9 protein-coding genes are annotated in these 20,825 nt (G+C 74.0%); all 9 read right to left on the reverse strand.

From position 1 onward, the window contains the following. Nucleotides 1-28: 28 nt before the first annotated feature. The 9 genes from ACWC91_RS37280 to ACWC91_RS37320 are packed head-to-tail and all read right to left on the reverse strand — an operon-like array spanning nt 29 to nt 20,736. Nucleotides 29-2,044: a condensation domain-containing protein gene (locus ACWC91_RS37280; protein WP_450642654.1), complete on the reverse strand. Its 2,016-nt coding sequence runs from the start codon at nt 2,042-2,044 to the stop codon at nt 29-31. Continuing rightward, complete coding sequence (locus ACWC91_RS37285) at nt 2,041-3,462, reverse strand: class I SAM-dependent methyltransferase (protein ID WP_450642655.1); 1,422 nt, start codon at nt 3,460-3,462, stop codon at nt 2,041-2,043. The genes ACWC91_RS37280 and ACWC91_RS37285 overlap by 4 nt, the downstream gene beginning before the upstream one ends. Further along, a complete protein-coding gene (locus tag ACWC91_RS37290; protein WP_450642656.1) occupies nt 3,459-4,841 on the reverse strand; it encodes a class I SAM-dependent methyltransferase in 1,383 nt (460 codons plus the stop codon). Before ACWC91_RS37290 ends, ACWC91_RS37285 begins: the two co-directional genes overlap by 4 nt. Beyond that, entirely contained in the window at nt 4,819-6,390 is a 1,572-nt protein-coding gene (locus ACWC91_RS37295; RefSeq protein ID WP_450642657.1) for an ABC transporter ATP-binding protein, read from the reverse strand. The genes ACWC91_RS37290 and ACWC91_RS37295 overlap by 23 nt, the downstream gene beginning before the upstream one ends. Next, the gene (locus tag ACWC91_RS37300; RefSeq protein WP_225077659.1) at nt 6,387-7,205 is read right to left on the reverse strand and encodes an ABC transporter permease; all 819 of its coding nucleotides are present in this window, start codon (nt 7,203-7,205) and stop codon (nt 6,387-6,389) included. Before ACWC91_RS37300 ends, ACWC91_RS37295 begins: the two co-directional genes overlap by 4 nt. After that, nucleotides 7,205-8,209: an ABC transporter permease gene (locus ACWC91_RS37305; protein WP_225077660.1), complete on the reverse strand. Its 1,005-nt coding sequence runs from the start codon at nt 8,207-8,209 to the stop codon at nt 7,205-7,207. Before ACWC91_RS37305 ends, ACWC91_RS37300 begins: the two co-directional genes overlap by 1 nt. Further along, the gene (locus ACWC91_RS37310; protein WP_225077661.1) at nt 8,206-9,771 is read right to left on the reverse strand and encodes an ABC transporter substrate-binding protein; all 1,566 of its coding nucleotides are present in this window, start codon (nt 9,769-9,771) and stop codon (nt 8,206-8,208) included. Before ACWC91_RS37310 ends, ACWC91_RS37305 begins: the two co-directional genes overlap by 4 nt. A 49-nt stretch (nt 9,772-9,820) precedes the next feature. Further along, on the reverse strand, nt 9,821-16,660 hold the full coding sequence (locus ACWC91_RS37315) for an SDR family NAD(P)-dependent oxidoreductase (protein ID WP_450642659.1): 6,840 nt from the start codon (nt 16,658-16,660) through the stop codon (nt 9,821-9,823). Further along, on the reverse strand, nt 16,657-20,736 hold the full coding sequence (locus ACWC91_RS37320) for a non-ribosomal peptide synthetase (protein ID WP_450642660.1): 4,080 nt from the start codon (nt 20,734-20,736) through the stop codon (nt 16,657-16,659). The genes ACWC91_RS37315 and ACWC91_RS37320 overlap by 4 nt, the downstream gene beginning before the upstream one ends. Between the last annotated feature and the right edge of the window lie 89 nt (nt 20,737-20,825).

The following is a 20,825-nucleotide window of genomic DNA, read 5'->3' on the forward strand; positions in this document are numbered from 1 at the left end:
GACGGCCTCCGCCCCCGCCGCACTCCAGTCACCGTTCGTCCGGTTCCCGCAACGCGGCGCCGAGTCCCGCCACCGTCGGCTGCCGGAGGAAGCGGCGCGGTGTCACCCGTCCTAGTCCCTCCCGCGCGAGTGATGCGAGCATCCGCACGGCGAGCAGCGAGTCGCCGCCGAGCGCGAAGAAGTCGGCGGTGCGCTCGTCCACCGCGCAGTCCAGCAGCTTCTGCCAGTGCGCGGCGACGGCCCGTTCCACCTCGTCCCGGGGCGGTCCCTGCTCCGCTCCGTCGGCCGTCGTCGCGGGTACGGACAGGCGTCGCCCGGGTGCCGGCCGGGTCGTCTCCGCCTGCTCAGCGTCGACCGCCTCGGGCAGTTCGACCAGGGCGGACCAGCCGTCCGGCTCGACCAGCGACTCCACGGTGGCCATGAGATCGCCGAACATACGGTCGACGTCCTCGGCCGCGAACAGTTCCTCCACCAGTGAGAAGGCGACGACGAGTTCTCCGCGCAGTTCGAACAGGCGCGCCTCCAGGGCCACCTGGGGCGTCCGCAGCTGCTGGTGGTGGCTCGACAGGTCGATCTCTCCGAGCGGTCCGGCCTCCTCGGGCACCTCGCTGCCCAGTGCCGCGTCCACACCCAGGGTGGACTGGAAGACGACGGGGGCCACCGGGCGGTGGGTGCCTCGCCGGCGGCCGAGTTCGCGGGAGACCTCCACCCCGGTGATCAGGTGGTGGGTGAGCGCGTCGCCGATGTCCTGCTGGGCCCGGGTGGCGAGGTCGGCGAAGACCGGGGCCTGCGGAAGGTCGACGGGCAGCAGCATGGTGGAGGAGAAGGCTCCCACCAGCCTGGACACGTCGGGATGGAGCGGGAGCCGGTTCAGCTGCAGGGTGTTGAGCAGGAAGCGGCGGTGGCCGCAGGCCCGGGCGACGGCCGCGGCGAACGCGGCGAACATCGCCGCGGACGGGGTCACGCCGTGTTCGGTGCACAGACGACGCAGTGCCGACCAGCGCTGCGGGTCCATTACCGCCTGCCGGGTGCCCATCAGGGTGGGGCGCACCTCCCCGGGGTCGGCCACCAGCGGCAGGGCCGGAGGCAGGGGGAAGCCGTCGAGCCGGTCCCACCACCAGTCGCGGTCCTGCTGCCACGCCTGTGTGCCGGGCAGGTCCCGCAGGGTCGTCACGTAGTCGCCGTAGTCGATGTCCAAAGGTGCGAGGACGGCGTTGTAGTCGGATACCAGGGCGAACAGGTCACGGTAGAAGACGCTGGAGGACCAGCCGTCGATGATGAGCAGGCTGGTGGAGGAGTGCAGCCGCGCGCGGTCGCCGGGCATCAGGGTCAGACGCATGTCCAGCCCGCAGCCCTGGGACGGGTCGGGGCCCTGGGTGCTCATCTCGTGTCGAATCTCCGCCAGCCGGGCGGCGGCCGTCTCCTCGTCGGCGTCGCGCAGGTCGGTGACCCGCAGCTGCGGTATCGCCTCCGGATCGTCCAGGGGGAGGATGCGCTGCCGGCCGTCGGGCAGGACGCGGGCCCGCAGGACGGCCTGGTGCTCGGCCAGTCTCTCCAGGGCGTCCTGCAGCGCCTCGGAGGCTTCGTCGGCGTCGACGTCCTCCAGCCCGATGTCCACGTAGTGGTGGGCCGAGCGGTAGGACAGCTCCCAGGCGTCCTGCTGGCCCACGAAGTAACCCTGCTGGAGCGGCAGGAGCGGAAACGGGGCGTCCGGGTCCTCGCGTCGGCGCAGGTCCAGGGGCAGCGGTCGCAGCGCGCCGGTGCCGGTGCTTCGTTCGTGGACGAGGGCGGCGAGTTGCGCGGCACTCTGCTCGACGCGCACATCCGCCAGGGCAAGGGGCGTGCCCATCCGTTTGCGGAGCATCGCGGCCATGCGGACGGCCAGGACGGAGTCACCTCCCAGGTTGAGGAAGCTCGCGTGCGCCGGTACGGAGGCGAGGTCGGTCTCCAAGGCGTCGGCCCAGACGGCGCGGACGGCGTTCACGAGGTCGGCCGGCGCCGTGGACCCGTCGGCGGTGTGGTCGGGGGCGGAGGAGGAGGTCAACGGGAAGCTCCAGTCGGGAGGGTGCGGATGATGTCGTCCACAGCGTGGATCCGTGGGAGGGGGACGGCAGGAGGCAGCCGGTCGGCGAGTGCGGCGCGGACGCGGCCGGGGTCCGGCCTGGCGCCGTGGGTTCTGACACGGCCCGCGATGACACGCTGGCCCGCCGCCGTGGCCAGGGGATGTGTTCCGTGCGGAAGGACGGGCAGCGGGTCGAAGCCGGCCGCATCCAGTTGCCGTGTCCACTCCTGTGCGGTGAGGAAGACCCGGTCCTGGCCGGCTCGCAGGTCCGTGAACCAGCCCTGCTCGTCGGGCGCGGGCGACATCAGCAGGTACATGGAGGTGAGCGCCTGGTAGTGCTCCTGGCACGACTCCACCAGGACCAGCAGTCCGTCGGGCGCCAGCAGCTCCCGCAGGGCCGCCAGGGACCGGCCGGCGTGCCGTGCGTTGTGCAGGACGTTCGCCGCCAGGACGACGTCCTGGGAGCCTGCCTCGAAACCCTGCGCGAGCGGGTCGGCCTGGATGTCGAACAGGGCGTGCCGCAGTCCGGGGCGGTCGCCGAAGACGTCCTTGGCCACCCGCAGGAAGAACGGGGAGACGTCCGTGAAGAGATAGTCGACGGGAGTGTCGCCGAGGGCTTCCAGGACGGTGCCGGTGGTACCGCCCACTCCGGCCCCTGCTTCTAGGACGCGCAGAGGAGTCGGTGCCGTCCGTCGGCGGGTCTCTTGGGCGATCAGGGACGCGGCTGCGTGATTGGCCCAGCGGCTGGGGACGCTGTCGCGGTAGTTGCCCTGCGCGGTGCTCGTCTCCCCGTCGGGGAAGAGCACCTCGTGCAGGGTTGCGCGGTCCTGGAGGAGCAGCGGCAGTCGCTCGGCCGCGGCCCGGAAGAAACGGGTCATGGACGCCGGGTAGCCCAGGCCCCGGCAGGCGGCGTCCAGCTCGCGCAGCGCCCGGGCGTGGTCGCGGCGGTCGGGCGCCTCCAGGGAGTGGTGGCGGCCCGTCGACGCGTCCAGGCCGAGCCGGCCCTCGGCGGTCAGGGTGCGCAGCCAGCGCCGTACGATCCACGCGTGCCGGGGTGCGACCGCCAGGGCTTGGAGGACCTCGTCGGTGCCGGGCCGGCCGCCGTCGCGGAACAGGCGGGTCCGGTCCAGTACCCGGGCCATCGTCAGCAGCGCCGTCTCGTCGAGCTGCCGCATCAGCGCCGGGAGGGCGGTCGGGTCGGTACCGCGTACGGCGGCGTCACCGTCGTCTGCGGCCCGGCTCGCGGCGCGGGCATCGTCCTGGCCCAGAGCGGATGTCTCCCCCGTGGCCGGAGGCGGTCCTGCCACCAACAGGGTGTCCTGCTCGTCGTCACCAAGGAGCTGCCAGTGCCTCACGCCGGGCAGCCCGGTGAGGGCGGCGTCGTTGAGTTCCTCGTTCACGGGTGGCCGTCCTCGATGCCGTCCACCACGGTGATCGCCGGCGGTGTCGTGTACGGCTCGGCTTGGCGCAGGTGGTCACGCAGCACTTCAGGCAGGCGGCGCCGTGCGAACAGGGGGAACGGCTCGTGCGCGGCCGGGCCGGAAGGCTTCGGGGCGTCTTCGGCCGCGGTGGGGGCGCAGTGCGCTGGTGCCGCCACGGCCAGTGTGCGGGGGTCGGCGACGTCGAGCAGTACGGCGGCGTCCGCTCCGTCCAGGGCCTGGCGCAGGGCGTACGGGGTCACCGCTCCCGGCGCGTCGCGGAGCAGGGCGTTGGGGATGCCGTGGACGACGACGGGGCCGCCGCGGAGCGCGGTGCGCAGCGCTTCCCGGGTACTGCTCCCCCGGTGTTCGTCCCAGGACGTCCGGCGCACACGTTGAGCGCCTGGTCCGCCGGTGTGCGGGCCGACGTGCAGGACGACGTCGTAGCGGTATCGGGTGAGTTCGGTGTCCTCGGCCATGGTGCGGGCGTGGACGCTCATGCGGACCGGCCGCGGCTGGGCGGCGAGCGCGGCGGAGACGGCCGCGGGGGTGAAGGACAGTTCCTCGTCGGCCTCGGCTGAGGCCGCGGCCCTGGCGGCGATCGTCGTGTCGTCGGCCTCGGGGTCGCGCGCCCGTTCCAGCCGGCTGAAGTGGTCGAGCAGCAGGCCGGAGTGCCGGATGTCCCCCACGATCACGGTGCCGCCGTCCTGGACGGCAGACAGTGCCCCGTGCAGAACGGCCGTCAGATAGGCCAGGTCGGGGAAGCACTGGGTGACCGAGTTGAGCAGCACGCAGTCGGGGAGCGCATCGGGGCCGAAGACGGCGTCCATGGCGTCCCACACCTGGGAGGCGGCCGTCTCGTGGGCGGCGGCCCGGACGAACGCGGTGCGGGGCAGGCCGGCGGTGGTGAGGCGGTCCACCGCGACCTGGGCGACGTCGGTGCCGACGTACCCATGGAGGCGCGGGTGCAGGCGGTGGGCGAGCAGGCCGGTGCCGCAGCCGAGTTCCAGCAGTCTGGTCGGGTTCTGGGCCAGGACGAGGTCCACGGTGCGGTCCACCCAGTCGCGCATGTGGGCCTCGGGCAGCGGCGCCCCGGTGTCGGAGGCCCGCCATCCGGACAGGTCCAGGTCGTCGGCGTGCCGGCCCTCCCCTGTTTCGTACACCCATTCGTAGACCTCGGCCCATTGTTCGAGGTGCTCGCGCAGCAGGGGGCCCGGCTGGGGTGAGGCGGCCACCGCGCTCGGGTGCGGGACGACCAGGATGCCGCCGTCGGGTGCCGGGCTTGCCCGCGCCACCCAGGGGTGGGCGGACAGTAGGTCCGCGATCCGTGCGGTGTGTTCAGCCGTGCTGTTGTGGGACACCGGGGTGCTCCGTTCGATCGTGGTGGGAATGGTCGGGGGCCACGGGCGACCCCGTGGTCAGGCGGCGTCCGGTCAGGTGCAGGACGCGGTCGGCGCGGGCGGCCGTGTCGGCGTCGTGGGTGACGGTCAGGACCGCCGGGCCGCTCCTGCGCAGCCGGTCCAGCAGGTCGAGAACGACGCGCCCCGAGGCCGGGTCCAGGCCCGCGGTGGGCTCGTCGAGGAGCAGCACGTCGGGGCCGGCGGCGAGGGCCCGGGCGAGGACGACCCGACGGCGCTGGCCACCGGAGAGCGTCGACGGTCTGCGGCCGGACAGTTCGGCGGAGAGCCCCACGGCTTCGAGGAACTCTCTCGCCCGTTCCCGCCCGGCGGTTCCGGTCACGCCGTGGAACACCTTCAGCGGCCGGGCCACCGACCGGCCGGCAGTGTGCGCCGGGTTGAGTTCCGTCACCGTGTCCTGTCCGGCCAGTTGGACGGCTCGCAGCATCCGCGGGTCACGCAGGCGGGTGGCCCAGGGCAGCGGGCGTCCGTGCAGCAGCAACTGTCCGCCGGCCGGTGGGCGGCGGCCTGCCAGGGCGTGCAGCAGGGTCGTCTTTCCGGTGCCCGATGCTCCCATGACGGCCAGCCAGCCGCCTGCCGGCAGTTCCAGGTCACTGAGGTCGAGCAACGGCGTGCCGTCCGGGGTGAGCAGAGTCAGGCCGTGCGCCGACAGCACGGGGGACGGTGACGGGACGGTGGCGGCCCGCGCGGGCGGGGACGGACGCCCGGTCACCGGTACCGGGGGTTGGGTGGTCGGCCGGATCGGCTTCCGTACCGAACCTGCCTGGGGTGCCGGGCCGGGGGCCGGCCGCGGGTCGGCGGCGAGCACCAGGGTCCGGTCGGCCAGTTCCGCGGCCAGCCGGGCGTCGTGCGTGACCAGGACGACGCCCCGGCCGGGAACACCTCGCCGGGAGCGCACCACTTCGGCGACCAGATCGGCCGTGGCGCGGTCCAGCGCCGAGGTCGGCTCGTCCAGTACCAGCAGTTCGGGGTCGGCACACAGGGCTCGGGCCAGGGCGACCCGCTGGGCCTGCCCGCCGGAGAGTTCCCCCGCGCGCCGGGAAACGAGCCCGGGCGGAAGGCCCAGCCGGTGCATCAGGGCCTCGACCCGCTGTGCGCGGGCGGCGGTGTCGCCGGCGAACTCCTCGACGATCAGCCGGTCCACCCGCCACAGCGGGTTCAGGGCGGCGCCGGGGTCCTGGCCCAGCACGCCGCACCGGGCACGCCGCCACCGCCTGGCCGCCCGGCCCCGCGGTACCGTCGCCCCGCTCCAGCGCACGGTGCCGGCCGCGCGGTGCAGGCCGTCCGGAAGGACGTCGAGCAGGGCGCGGAGCAGGGTGGACTTTCCGGCACCGGACGGGCCCGTGACGGCCAACACCTGGCCGGAGTCGATCTCCAGGTCGACCGGCGGCAGCACGGTGGCGCCGTCGTGGACACGGCGGACGGTCAGTCCCTCGGCCGCCAGCAGCGGCACGGTGGCTTCTTCGGGCTCGGTGCGGGCGCGGGCCGTCATAGCGCCTCCCCCGGCGTCCGGGCGGCCGTCCGGGCAGCCGCGGCGAACACCCAGGCGCAGCCCGCCAGGGGAACCGCTGGGGCCAGCAGTGCCAGGGGGTTGAGCGCGGCGCCGGGAAGGTTCTCACTGAGCATCAGGGCCCAGTCGGGAGCCGGGGGCTGGGGTCCCAGGCCGAGGACGGCGAGGGCCGCCGCGATCTGCAGTGCCGTGACCAGCCGGAGTCCGGCGTCGGCGGCGACCAGGCGGCGCAGGGCGGGCAGCACCTCGTGGAGCAGGACGGCAGGTGTGCGCTCGCCCCGTTCGACGGCGGCGTGCACATGGCCGCTGTCACGCAGCTGCGCGCACTGGGTGGCGACGACCCGTGCGGTCAGCGGCGCACCCGCGAGCACCGCCGCCACAACGACCGCCGTGGCCCCGGGCAGCGCGGTGGCCAGCACCAGCGCCAGGACGAGGGCGGGAACCGCAAGCAGCAGATCGCACAGGGCCCGCACGGCACGGGCGGTACGGCCGCCCGACCAGCCCGCGGCGAGGCCGAGAGCCGTGCCGCAGACCACAGCGGCGGTCGCGGCGAGCAGAGACACGGTCAGGAGCTGGGTACCCCCGGCCAGGACCCGGGACAGCACATCGCGCCCCAGGACGTCGGTGCCCAGCGGATGCCGTCCGCCGGGCGCTGCCCAGGGCGCGGCGACGGTACGCTCCGGCGGGTGGGGGACGGCGTACCGGCCCAGCGGCACGCACACCAGCAGGACAACGGCCGCGGCCCCAGGCACCGTACGGCGGGCGGCGGCCGGGAAGGACGGCACGGACCGGCCCATCACCCGCCCCCTCCCGCGGCTTTCGGCACGGCCCGGCCGCCATGCCGCGCCGCGCCCGGCACCGTGGTGCGGCGGGCGGCCAGGTCGGCCAGGAGCATGCCCAGCAGCAGCACGGCGGCCGGCAGGAGGGCCGCGGCCTGGATGACGGGAACGTCCCGCACCGCGACGGCCGACACCAGGAGCTGCCCGGTGCCCGGATAGCCGAACACCGTCTCCGCCAGGGCGGTTCCGGCCATGAGGCCGCCGGCCAGCAGGGCCGTCACCTGGAGCGCCGGCGCGTACAGGAAGGGCAGGACGTGCCGGTACAGCACCAGCGGGGCGGGCAGACCGCGCAGCCGCGCGTCGGCCACGTGGGGACGGCGCAGGGTGTCGCCCATCGCCCCGCGCAGCAGGACGGTGGCGAACGCGGCCGAGGGCAGGGCCAGGGTGAGGGCGGGCAGCGCCAGCAGCCGCGGATCGGCCAGGGGCGAGGCGCCGGGCGCGAGCAGGGACACGGGAGGCAGCCAGCCCAGCAGCCCGGCCAGGACCGCGCCGAGCACCGCCGCATAGACCGGCTGCGGCACGGCGGCCAGCCCGGTGGCGGCCGAGCCGCCCCGGCCGCCGCGCAGGTACGTGACGGTCAGGGCCGTCGCGGTCAACAGCACGGTGCCGGCCAGCGCGACTGCGACCAGTACGGCGGTGGCGGGCAGCCGTTCCGCGAACAGCGCCGCCACCGGCCGGCCCCCCGCCAGCGAGTGTCCCAGGTCCCCCCGGATCACGCCGTACAGCCAGTCGATGTAGCGCACCACGGCGGGCCGGTCCAGCCCGAGCAGGTCGCGCTGCGCCGCGATGTCCTCCGCGGAGGCCCGACCCGCCGTCCTCAGCTCGCCGGCGTCGCCGGGCAGCAGTTCGGTGGCCGTGAAGACCACGGCCGTGACGGCGACGGCCAGGGCCCCGGCCCGGCCGACCGGGTGCAGAACGCGACCGACCGGGCGCAGGGCACGGCTGACGGTGCGCAGGGTCATTCCGCCATCCACACCTGGTCGATGAACATGCGCTGGAAGCCTGGCCCGTCGGGCAGTCCGTGCACGCCGGGCGCGGTGAGGTCCAGGCCGTCCCCGGTGCCCCAGACGACGTAGCCGCCGTCCTTCCACAGCTCACGCTGGATGCCCGAGAGCAGTTCCTCGCGCCGCGCCTCGTTCGCGGTGGACATCGCCTGGGCGAAGCCACTGTCGAAGGTCTTGCTGCGCCAGGCGGTCTCGTTGGTCGGGGATTCGGACAGCAGCCCGACGCGGACGAGGTCAGGGAAGGAGATGCCGCCGTAGTAGCCCGTGTAGAACGCCTTCTTGGCGTAGACGGCGGTCCAGTAGGTGTCGGCGGGCTCGACCTTCACCTTGGCGTCGACCCCGATGTCGGAGAGCTGCTGGGCGTAGAGCGTGGCCGCGGTGTCCATGCCGGGGTAGGAGGTGGTGGTGTGCAGGGTGACGGACAGTCCGTGGGCGTGGCCCGCTTCCGCCAGCAGCTTCCTGGCCTTCTCCACGTCACGCGTGCGCTGCGGCAGGTCCTCGGGGGCCGACGGGTCGTAGGGGGTGGGAAGGTCGTTGGCGAGCTTGCCGTAGCCCAGGAACACGGTGTCGACCAGGGCCTTGCGGTCGGCCGCCAGGCGGAACGCCTCGCGGACCCTGGGGTCGTCGAACGGTTTGGTGTCCAGGCGCATGATGAACGGGTATTCAGTGACTCCGTTCCGCCGGACCACCTGTGTCTTCGCCGAATGGCCGGCGCTCTTGGCCGCGGCGGGGCTGACGCTGCCGGCGACGTCGGCCTGTCCTGAGGCGACGGCGTTGGCCCGCGCCTGCGGGTCGGCGACGGCCTGGATCTCTATCCGGTCCAGGTGCGGTCGCTTGCCCCACCACTTGTCGTTGCGGGCGAGGACGGTGGTCTGGGCGCTGGTCCGCTCCACCCGGTAGGGACCTGAGCCGGTGACGGGGCGGGAGAAGTCCTTGGTGCCCTCGGGTACGACGAAGGTGACGGATTCCAGGGCCCGGGGTGCGTCGGCCATCGGGGCGCGGGTGGCCAGGACGACGGTGTGCTCGTCGAGGGCCGTGGACTTCTCCATGTCGAAGTCGGCGAGCCGGCCGTAGTTTTCGGCGGCCTTGCTGCTGATCCGCCGCAGGGAGTACAGCACGTCGGCGGCGCGCACCGGCGTGCCGTCGGTGAAGCGGGCGTCCTCGCGCAGGGTGATGGTCCAGCGGGTCATGGCGTCGTTGGGCTTCCACGACGTGGCGAGCCGCGGCTGGGGCTTGCCGTCCTCGCCGGGGACGGTGAGCACGTCGTACGTCAGGGCGAAACGCAGGACGTCGGACTCGTTGCCGAGACCGCCGTGCGGGTCGTCACTGGCGGTAGCGGGCGATCCGGTGACGGCGTAGCGCAGGGTGCCGCCGTCGACCGGTGCGCCGGTGCCGGATGCCGGGGTGTCGGCGGCGGGTGCGTTGGAGCAGGCGCTCAGCAGGAGTGCGCCGACCGCCGCCAGGGCGGTGAGGGCGGATCTGCGGCGCAGAGCGGCACGGGCCGATGAGTGTTGGTGCATGGGTGCTTTCCAGGAGAGTTTCGGATGTCGGGAAGGAAGGTCTGGCGGCTTACCGGCCGGCGCGTACGGCGGCTAGGGCCCGGTCGATCAGGGCGGCGGTCCGGCGTACCGCCGGGTCGTGCAGCAGGGAGTAGTGGTGGCCCTCGACGGTGTGGGCTTCGACCGGACCGTTGACGTGCGGCAGCCATCCCAGGGCGGGCAGGTCCCCGGCGTCGTCGACGCCCATGCCGACGCCCGCGTTGTGCGGCGAGGGACGGGACGCGGCGATGAGCAGCAGGCGGGTGGCCGGATCGGTGAGGTGTCCGGCCCGGTGGTCCGCCAGCGCCCGCAGGTGGCGTTCGAAGACCTCCAGCCGGAGGTCGGCTGTGTCCCTCGGGCCGAGCAGGCCGGCCTGCCGCAGCCGTTCGGTGACGGCATGGCGTACCGCCGCCGGATGCTGGGCCTTGCGGATCACCTCCGCGTCCGCGCCCAGGCCGAGATCGAGGTCGAGGAACGCCTCCAGCGAGCGCAGGTAGCGGACGGCCGCGAAGGCGGTGTCCTGGGCACGGTCAGTTCCGCCCAACGTCCGAATGCGATCAGGGGTGTTGGAGTCGATCAGGACGAGGAGGTCGGTTCTCTCACCGTGTTGTTCGAGTTCGACCGCCATCTGGTGGGCGACCGTGCCGCCCATCGACCAGCCGCCCAGCAGGTAGGGGCCCTGCGGTTGGTGGTCGCGCACTGCTGCGAGGTAGCGGTCCGTCATCTCGGCGATGGTCCGCGGTCCGGTGCCGCCGGTCAGGGCGGGATCGGTGAGGGCGACCACGGGCCGGCCGTCGGTGAGGAGACGGGAGAGTTCGCCGTAGCACAGCACGTCCCCGCCGGAGGGATGCATCAGGAACAGGGGGCGGTCACCGTTGCCGTCGTGCAGCAGCAGGGCAGCGTCGGCGTGGCCGCCGCGTCCGGCGGGGGCCGGTTTCCGCGGGGCGGGAAGAGGCGCCGTCCGGTCCGGCTCACGGGCCGGGGGTGCGGGAGCGGGATGAGGGGCTTCGAGGTCCCACACCTGCGGCGCGTCGGCCAGCCGGCGCACCCGGGCGGTGTAGGCGGCGAACGCCGCGTCCGCCTCGTCGGCGGGCAGCGCGCTCTCCAGCACGTCCCACTGGAGCAGGAGCGCTCCGTGCTGCTCGATCACCTGGTGGTCCAGCCAGGTCTGCGGGGTGCTGCTCACGCCGTACACGGGTGTGCCCGCCCAGTCCAGGTCGTGTCCGCCGCCGAGCGGACCGGACAGGCCCAGGGCGCTCGTGAAGACCACGGGAACGGACTCGGTGCGGCCGGTGCGCGAGGACTTCTCTGCCAGCAGGTCGAGTGCGGAGAACTCCCGGTGGTCCAGGTCCTCGAAGAGGGTGTGCTGGGCCCGCTCGGCTGCGTCGGCGAAGCAGCGGGTGTCCGGGCGGTCCACCTCGTGCAGCATCAGCGAGGTGAAGTCGCCGACCACCGCGTCCGCTCCGGGAAGGTGCGTGGGCCGGTCGAAGAGAGTGAGGGTGATGGCGAACCGGTCCTGCCCGGACCATCGGGCCAGGGCCTCCCCATAGGCCGCCAGCAGGACGGCGGTGGGGGTCAGTCCGCGCCGGGCGGCCTCGGCCTTGAGGGCGTCCCAGCGGTCCGGCTCCAGACGGGCGGTGCGCCGGGCGAAACGGGGTCGGTCACCGGGATTCTGCGTCTGTACGGGAAGCGCGGGCGCGCTGGGCAGGTCATCCAGTCGGGCGCGCCAGTAGGCGGCGGCCCGCGCGTACTCGGGGCCCTCGGCGCGGTGTTCGAGCGCGGCCACGCAGTCCGCGAAGGTGGTGTCCAGTGCAGGCAGCTGGGCACCGGGATCGTGGTAGAGGGTACGCAGTTCGCGGTCCCAGATCAGGTAGCTGGCAGTGTCGCACACCAGCACGTCCACGTTGACGAACAGACGGACTATGTCGCCGGGCAGCCGGGCGGCCCGGATGTCGACCAGGGGCCAGCGGCCCGGGCGGGGTTCGCGGCGCACCATGCGTTCGCGGACGCGCTCCAGTTTCCGGGCGCGTTCGGCCTCATCGTCCTTCGTCAGGTCCTGCACACGGATGCGGTAGCGGGGCACCTTGTCGAGTACCCGGTTGCGTCCTTCCGGTGAGATGACCGCGCGCAGCATGGGATGGCGGGCGATGACCGCGTTCCACGCCGTTTCGTAGCGGTCGGTGTCCAGGCCGGGGCAGTCGTACTCCAGGTGGAAGGAGCACGGGACGTCGCCGAGGCGGTAGCCGCCGGATCCGCCGACCCAGTAGGCGTGCTGAACCCTGGTGAGGGGGAACTCCCGTGGGCCGTCGCCGGGTGCCACGGCCGGACGCGGTGCGGCGGTCGGCGCAGTCGTCTCCTCGGCGCCCTCGAGGGCGTGCCGCGGTTCCCCGCCGGGCAGCAGCGGGGCCAGGGTCGCAATGGTCGGCCGGGCGAGCAGGTCCTGCAGCCGCAGGTCGGCTCCGTGGTCGTCGCGCAGGCGGGCGAGCATCCGGGTGGCCAGCAGGGAGTGCCCGCCGAGTGCGAAGAAGTCGGCGTCGCGGTCGGTGACGGGGAAGCCCAGCAGATCCGACCAGACCTCGGCCAGTTGTGTCTCCGCAGCGGTGGCGAACTCCGCACCGGTCCGCGGCCGTGCCCCGGGCCCGCCCGCAGCGGGTGCGTCCGTAAGGGGTACGGCGGTGGGCGTGCCCGCGGTACGGGGTGCCAGGTCGGCCGGGGAGACCGCGATGGACGCCGGGGCTCGGCCCTGGGCTGCCAGCGCCAGCAGCCGGTCCACGGTGCGCATGCCGTCGGCCAGGCCGATCGAGTGCCGGGAGGCCACCGTGCGCTCGCTCTGACCGGGGCCCACACGCCAGCCGTCCCAGGCCACACTGAGCCAACGGGGAGAACCCGGGCCCTGGGCGTGCTCGTGTTCGGCCAGCGCGTCCAGGTAGCGGTTGACGGCGGCGTACGGGGCGAGGCCCAGGCCGCCGACGAATGCCGTGGCCGAGGACATCAGCAGCACGGTGGCCGGGCGACGGTCGGGTGGGAGGCTGTGCACAGCGGTGCGCAGCGCGACGGCCGCGGTGACCTTGGCGTGCGCGTGCGCGCGCACGGTGTGCTCCTCGGTGGCCCGCAGCGGTGCGACGGCGGCGGAGGCGACCACGCCGGCGGCGTGCACGACCAGGTCCAACGGTCCATCACGGTCGGTTAGTTCGCGCAGCAGGTCCGTTGTGGCGGCGGTATCCGCGGCGTCCGCGGCACGGACCTCGATATCGGCGCCGGAGTCCCGCAGGAGGCGTACCGTCTCCGCCCGTTCGGCTTCGCTGCTGCCGGGGACCGGGTTTGGGTCGAGCCCGGTGCGGCCGGTCACCACGACCCGTCGTCCGGAGCGGGCCAGATGCCCGGCCAGGGCCAGGCCCACGTCTCCGAGGCCGCCGAGCACCACCGCCGTGCCAGGGGCAGCGGCGGCGGGTCCTTCGGGGTCCAACGCGGGTACCGACGGCCGCCACGGCGTGATGCCGCGCGTCCAGCGGTGTCCGCCACGGACGGCGCACTCGGTGCCGCTCGGGCCACCGGACACCAGGTCCGCGGCTTCCATGAGCACGGCCTCCGTGAGCATGGCCTCGGGCTCGCTGGCGTCCGGCGATCCGGCCAGCAGGTCCAGGACTCGCCAGCGCAGGCCCGGGAACTCCTGGGCGAGGACACGGGGGACGGCGAGGGTGGCGGCGGCGTGGACCGCGGGGCGGTCGGAGCTCTCCACCTGCTGAGCACAGTGGCTGATGTGGAGCAGACAAGTTCGGTGCGCCCAGGACGCGATGGTGCGCGCCACCTCCGCATAGCGCAGCACGGACGCGGCGACGGATCCGGCCGGGTCAGCCACGTCGTCGGCCGGGTCCTCGCCGGTGTCGCCGTGCGGGCCGATCACTACGACGCCCTCACAGGCGGTGTGCGGGTCTCGGGCGGCCTCGTCGAGGGTGACGGCGTGAGCCCCGCAGGCAGCGAGCGCGGCGCGCACCCGCTCGGGCAGCGGTGAGTCCGACGGGCCGTCGACGAGCCAGCGGCCCCGCAGCGCCGACCGGTCCGTGTCGGCCGGGGGCGTGCGCCGCCAGACGGGCAGTTGGAGGGGTTCCGCCTCGTCAGGAGCCGTCTGCGCGGTGTCGTGGCCCTCCTCCGCTGGCGCCGCGGGCGGCCGGTCGGCCGCGGGGCCCGGGGCGGGCGGATCGATCCAAAGCCTGCGGCGTTCCAGGGGCAGGCCCGGCAGGACGACCCTGCGGCGCCCCGACCGGTGCAGCGCGGCGGCGTCCAACGGAACGCCCAGCGTCCACAGCTCTCCTGCGGCCGCGAGCAGCGCGGCACGCCCGCCGCGCGGCTCGTCACGGTCGGGGAACGTGGCCAGCGTGGCCAGGGGCTGCCGGTCCCGCTGCTGCCGGGCCAATTGGAGCAGTGCGCTGCCCGGTCCCGCCTGGACGAGGACGGCCGGCCCCTCGCCCAGGGCGGCGGCCAGGGCGTCGGAGAAGCGCACCGTGGAGCGCAGATGCGCCACCCAGTGGTCGGCGTCGGGAGCGGTGTGCAGCAGCTTTCCGGTGAGGGTCGTGGCGAGCGGGATGCCAGGGACGCGTGGCTGGACGGTGTCGGCGGCCGCGCGCAGTTCGGGCAGGATCGGGTCGACCAGGCGGGAGTGGGCGGCCGCGTCGAGGGGGAGCCGTACGGTGCGCTCACCGCGCGCGGTCAGGGTCCGCTCCAGTTCGGTGACGGCCCGCAATGGTCCTGACACTACGCAGGACTGGGGGCCGTTGACCGCGGCCAGGTCCAGTTCCGGATGGTCGGCGAGCAGCGCCGTGGTCTGCCGCTCGGCCAACGGGACCGTCAGCATCGCCCCGCCGCCGGCCGCCCTGGACATGCCGTGTGAGCGGACCGCGACCAGGGCAGCGGCGTCGGGCAGGGACAGGGCACCGGCCAGGACGGCGGCCACGTACTCGCCGAGGCTGTGGCCCACCACCGCGTCCGGTTCGACGCCCCAGGAGCGCAGGGTGCGCGCGGCGGCGAGGGAGACGGTGAACAGGGCCGGGAGGCCGTGGGCGGGGTCGCGCAGCAGCCGGCGCACCCGGTCATCGGACGGGTCGGCCGTGATCAGCGCGGTGAGGCCGGTGCCGGTGCCGTCGTCGAACAGGTCGGCGCACTCGTGCACGGTGCGGGCGAACTCCTCTTCCTGTGCGCACAGTTCGTGGCCCATGCCCGCGTACTGCGCTCCGCCGCCAGGGAAGGCCAGCACGATCCGGGGCGGAGTGGGGCCGGGACGCCGTCGGGGGGCGGTGCGCAGCGCATGGGTGTCGGCCTCCGCCGCCCCGGTGATCACGGCGGCGGCGCGGTAGGGCAGTGTGGCGCGGCCGGTGTGCAGGGTGTGGGCGGCGTCTGCGGTCTCCACCGGCGTGGTGTGCAGGGCGGTCGCGGTGGCTTCTGCGAGGTGGGCTAGGGCGTCGTCGCGGTGCGCGCTGAGCAGGGCGAGTTGCGGGCGCGGGTCGGTTGGGGGTTCCGGGCGGACGGGGGCGCTGCCCAGGACGACGTGGCAGTTGGTGCCGCCGATGCCGAAGGAGCTGACTCCCGCGTACCGGGGTCCGGTCCAGTCGGTGGCCTCGTGGACGACAGTGAAGGGCGAGTCGTCCAGGTGGAGGTCGGAGTTGAGGGGCAGGGCGTCCAGCGTGGGCGGCAGCAGACCGTGGTGCAGGGCGAGTACGGTCTTGGCGAATCCCGCGATGCCGGCGGCCGAGTTGGCGTGTCCGATGTTGCTCTTGACCGAGCCGAGGGCGCACCAGGCCGGGCCCGCGTCGCCGAAGACGCGGCGCAGCGCGGCGACCTCGACGACGTCGCCGAGGCGGGTGGCGGTGCCGTGGGTCTCGACGTAGCTGATGTCCCTCGGCGTGAGACCGGCCACGGCGAGTGCCTCGGAGACGACACGGGCCTGTCCGCGCGGTGACGGGGCCGTGAAGCCGGTGCGGTCGCCGCCGTCGTTGTTGACGGCGGAGCCGTGCAGGACGGCCAGGACGGGGTCGCCGTCGGCGAGGGCGTCGCGCAGCCGTCGCAGGACGGTTACTCCGACTCCCTGGGTGTGCACGATGCCGGTGCCCTCCGCCGAGAAGGCGCGGACATGTCCGTCGGCGGAGAAGATCCCGTCGGGGACATGGAGGTAGCCCCTGCCCTGCGGGACGATCAGGGAGGCGCCCCCGGCGAGGGCGGTGTCGCACTCCCCCGCCAGCAGCGACTGGACTGCCAGGTGCACGGCGACCAGGGAGGTCGAGCAGGCGGTGCCGACGGCGACGGCGGGCCCTGTGAGCGCGAGGCGGTGGGCGACGTGCAGGGGGAGGTAGTCGGCCACCCCCGCCAGCGCCGCTTGAAGGCTTCCGACGGGGTCGGTTGCGGAGGCGGCGTACCGGTCCGCGAGGTTGCGGGTGAGGTAGTCGCTGTGGGCGGCGCCGGCGAAGACGCCCACAGCGCCCGCGCCGGCGCCGCCGCCGTGCCCGGCGCTTTCCAGGGCGCGCAGGCAGGCTTCCAGGAAGAGCCTCTGCTGGGGGTCCATCACCGCCGCTTCGGCATCGGTCAGGCCGAACGGCTCGGGGTCGAAGTGGTCCTGTTCGTCGATGACCCCGCTGACGGGGATGTGGGCCGGGTTGGCCAGCAGGCGCGCGGGGACACCGAGTTCGGCCAGCTCCCGCTCGCTGTGCCGGGTCAGTCCGCTGCGGCCGTTGATGAGCAGGTTCCAGTACGCCGCCGTGTCGGGGGCTCCGGGGAACCGGCAGTCCAGGGCGGTGACCGCGATCAGGTCGTCCTCCATGGCCGGGTGATCCGGCCGGGACGCGTCCGGCATGTGTCCCCGGGAGAAGGTGGGTTCGGTCATCGCGTGGTCTCCTCGGCCAGGGCGCGTGCGGCGACGCGGGAGGTCCTGCGCGCGGGCCGTTCGGGCTGCGGGGTCGTGGGCGGGGGAACGGAGCCGGTGCCGTCGGCGCTGGGGGGTCGGGCGGTGTCCGGGGCACGTTGTGCTGTGATGCGGGCGGCTAGGGCGGCGACGGTGGGGTGCTCGAACATGTCGGCGAGCGCGAGGCCGGGGGCGATGCTCTCGCGGAGCCTGCGGTGGGTGAGGACGAGGGTCAGGGAGGTCGCGCCGAGGGCGTTGAAGGTGCTGTCGGGTGTCACCGGCAGGTCGGTGAAGTCGGCCAGGACGGCGGTGAGCGCGTCCAGTACGGCGGGGTCCACCGTGCCCTGCCCTCGGCCGTGGGGGGACGTACGGGGTTCGGTGACGTGCCGGTCCGGGGCGGGCGCCATGGACGCCGCTGCCGGACCGGTGGCTGAGTAAGGCGTCGTGGCGGTGCTCCCGCGGGGGTGGCAGACCACCTCCGCCAGTCCGCCGGCGGCCAGGCGCGGTTCGGCGGCTGTGCCGTCGGTGGTCCGTGCCACCTGCCTCAGCCAGTGGGCGGACGCCTCCAGTGCCTGGTCCGGTCGCAGCCGTCCGGACCGGATCACGAGGGCGGCCTCCAGCCCCAGGGCGGCCGCCTCGGCGAGCGCGGCGGCGACCCATTCCGCGCCCGTCGCGTCAACGGCACGTGAGGGGGCGGCGGACCCGGCCGGGAACGTGCCGGAGGGCGCGGAGGGCTCGTTCTGCTCGGCGGCGACCGCGCCGGACGCATCGGCGTGCGTGGGCCCGGCGTCGGCCGGTGCGGCGGTCAGCGCCGCGTGGTCGATCTTGCCGTTGGCCGTCACCGGCAGTTGGTCCAGGATCACGAACCGGCTGGGCACCATGTAGTCGGGAAGCCGTTCACGCAGGGCGTCCGCCAGCTCCTGGGCGGTCGGCGGCTCGCTCGCTCCCCGGGGGGACAGGTGCGCGACCAGCCGGGGTCGCCCGTCGGGGCCCCGCATCGACGACACCACGCACTGGCGGACCGCCGGATGGCGGGCGAGTACCGCCTCCACCTCGCCCAGTTCGATGCGGTGCCCGCGGATCTTCACCTGCCGGTCGACGCGTCCGAGGAACTCGATGGTGCCGTCGGCGGTCCACCGGCCGAGGTCCCCGGTCCGGTACAGACGGCGGCCCAGTACGGGGTGGACGGCGAACCTCTCGGCGGTCTGGACCGGATCGCCGGTGTAGCCGCGGGCCAGTCCGTCGCCGCCGATGAACAACTCTCCCGCCTCACCGACCGGGCAGGGCGCGCCGTCCTCGTCAAGGACGAAGAAGCTCTGACCGCGCAGGGCCCTGCCGTAGGGGATGCTGCGCCAGCGCGGATCGGTGCGCTCGATCGGGTGGGTGATGGACCAGATGGAGGCCTCGGTGGCCCCGCCCAGGCTCATCACCCTTGCCTGCGGCGCTAGTCGGCGCAGCCGGTCGGGCAGGGACAGGGGGATCCAGTCGCCGGAGAGCATCACCAGACGCAATGTGCGCAGCGCGGTGGCGGCCTCCTCCGGTTCCATCTCCGCGTACTCGACGAGCATTTCGAGCAGGGCGGGAGCGGTGTTCCACACGGTGACGCCGTTCCGGCCCGCCAGTTCGAGCCAGTGCTGCGGGTCGCGTTGCCGGGCGGGATCGGGCAGCACCAAGGAGCCGCCGGCGCCGAGGACGCCGTAGATGTCGAACACGGACAGGTCGAAGCTGAGTGCCGACAGTGCCAGCACCCGGTCCTCGGGGCCGATGGCGAACCGGTCGACGATGTCGTCGATGGTGGTGCGCGCGGCCCGGTGCTGGATCTCCACGCCCTTGGGGCTGCCGGTCGAGCCCGAGGTGAAGATGGTGTAGGCGATGTCGTCGGGGCGCGGGTCCGTGGGCGCGGGCACGGGTTCGGCGAAGGCGGCGGCGCCGCGGGCGGGCCGGCCCGTGGCGGTCAGGCGGTGCGCGGTGACGCCGTCGGGCCAGTCGGTCTTCACCCCACGGCCGGTCAGTGCGTGCCGGACACCGGCCCGCTCGCAGACGGCTGCGATCCGCGCGGCCGGCCAGGAGGGTTCGACCGGCAGATAGCCCGCCCCGCTCAGGTTGACGCCGAGTGCGGCGGTGATCTGCGCGGGCCCCTTCTCGCAAGCGACGGCGACCATGTCGCCGGGTCCCACTCCCCGGGAGGCCAGCAGTGCCGCGGTGGCGGCGGCGTTTTCCGCGAGGCGGCCGTGGGTGACGGTGGCGGCGGAGGTGCGCACGGCCGGCCGCTGCGGCTGACGGCGTGCCGCGTCGACGGCCGGATCGTGCAGCAGCGGGCCCGCGGACGGGAAGGGCACGGCGTCGAGGGGCTCTTCGGGGTGAAAGGAGGGATCCCACCCCAGTGCGGCGTCGCGCCAGGCGTCGGGCCGCGTCAGGGTGTTCAGCAGACGTACGTAGGCGCCGAGCAGGGCCGGGATCCAGCCGTCGGGGAAAGCTCCCTCGACGGCGTCCCAGGCCAGGCGGAGCCGCCCGCCCTCGTCCCACACGATGTGGTCGAGCAGGACCTGGGGGGTCTGTGAGATGCCGTACACCTCCTGGCCGAGCCAGCCGGCCGGGGGCTCCCCGTCGCCCGCGAGACCCACCCCGCTGGTGAAGACCACCGGATGACTGGGGGCTCCCACCGTCTGCGAGGTGCACGCCCGCAGGTCCCGGAGCACCTCTACACCGGAGACGGACCGGTGGTCCAGGTCCTCCCAGAAGCGGTGGTTGACAGCGGCGGCGTAGTCCGCGAAGCCCTTCCAGTCGGCGGGGCTGAACCGGGGCGTGCCGACCAGGGCGGTGGTGGTGAAGTCGCCCACCACCCCTTCGGTCCCATCATCGGATTCCGGGCGGTCGAACAGCGTGGTGTTCAGGCATATCCGCTCCCCGGCGCCCCACCGTCCCAGTACGACGGCGAAGGCCGCGAGCAGGGCGGCGGTGGGCGTGACCGCGTGCTCAGTACACCGGGCACGCAGTTCGGCCCAGGTGCCGGCGTCGAGCTCGGCAGCGGAGCGGACGAAGCGGGGCGGGGTGGTGTCGGCAGGGTCGCGCAGCAGGGGCAGGCGCGGCGACGGCGGCAGTTCGGGGGCGCGTTCGGCCCAGTAGGCACGGTCGCGTGCGCGCCGGGCCGCCCACTCGGGGTCTCCGGAGCGGGCGCGCTGGAGGTCGGCGAACTGCGCCGGCGGCTCGGGAAGCCAGTGGGCGGGGTCCTCGACGAGACGGCCCCACTGGCACATCAGCAGCATCCAGCCGGCCAGATCGGTCAGGAGCACGTCCACCCCGACGTGCAGCCGGGTCCGCCCGTCGGGCAGCAACGTGGCGTGGATGTCGAACAGCGGCCAGGAACCGGTGGGGCGGTTCTGGTGGGAACGCTCCCGACGCTGAACCGACAACGCTTCCTGTACCCGCTCGGCGGGTTCGTGACGCAGGTCGGTGACTCCGACCCGGTAGGGACCGGGGGCTTCGGCGATGTGCTGGCGACCTCGCTCGTCCACCGTCATGCGCAGCATCGGGTGGTGTTCGATCAGCCGGTTCCACGCGGTTTCCAGTCGGCCCACGTCCACGAGCGGGTCCGCGTCGCCGGGCGTGCGGTCGTACTCGTAGTAGTAGTAGGTGGCCACCCCGCCCAGTGGCATGCCCTCGGCCCGTCCCGCGAGGTACGAGGCTTGAATGGGCGTCAGGGGAAAGCCCTCCCCTGACCTCTCCTCACCACGCCGGACATCACCGGGTTCCGTTGCCGCCTGCGCCTCGCCGTCGGGGGGCCCGGAGTGCGGGGCGCCGTCCGGCACCTGTACGGCGAGAAGGCGGTCCGCCACCGCGCGGGCCGTGGCGCCCTCACCGAGGAAGGCGGTCAACGGCAGGTCCTGACCGGTGCGTTCGCGGATCCGTCGCCTCAGCCGCACCGCGGTGAACGATTCGAGTCCCAGGGCCGCGAGCGGAGTCGTCAGCGCGACCTTCTGCGGTGGTGTGCCGAGGACTTCGGCTATGCAGTCGATGACGCGGGCAAGGATGTCGTCGCTCGGTACAGGCTGGTTCATCCGGTCTCCGTTGCAGCGGCAGGCAGGCAGGCGCTTCCCCCTCAGGGCAGGGGAAGCAGGACACCAGTGAACCTAAATGAAAATGATTA

The sequence above is a fragment of the Streptomyces sp. NPDC001204 genome, assembly GCF_053598035.1.

Coding starts and splice junctions, on each gene's coding strand:
- ACWC91_RS37295 (WP_450642657.1), bottom strand. CDS start 6,390: ATGACGGCCCGCGCCCGCACCGAGCCCGAAGAAGCCACCGTGCCGCTG.
- ACWC91_RS37315 (WP_450642659.1), bottom strand. CDS start 16,660: ATGACCGAACCCACCTTCTCCCGGGGACACATGCCGGACGCGTCCCGG.
- ACWC91_RS37310 (WP_225077661.1), bottom strand. CDS start 9,771: ATGCACCAACACTCATCGGCCCGTGCCGCTCTGCGCCGCAGATCCGCC.
- ACWC91_RS37300 (WP_225077659.1), bottom strand. CDS start 7,205: ATGGGCCGGTCCGTGCCGTCCTTCCCGGCCGCCGCCCGCCGTACGGTG.
- ACWC91_RS37320 (WP_450642660.1), bottom strand. CDS start 20,736: ATGAACCAGCCTGTACCGAGCGACGACATCCTTGCCCGCGTCATCGAC.
- ACWC91_RS37305 (WP_225077660.1), bottom strand. CDS start 8,209: ATGACCCTGCGCACCGTCAGCCGTGCCCTGCGCCCGGTCGGTCGCGTT.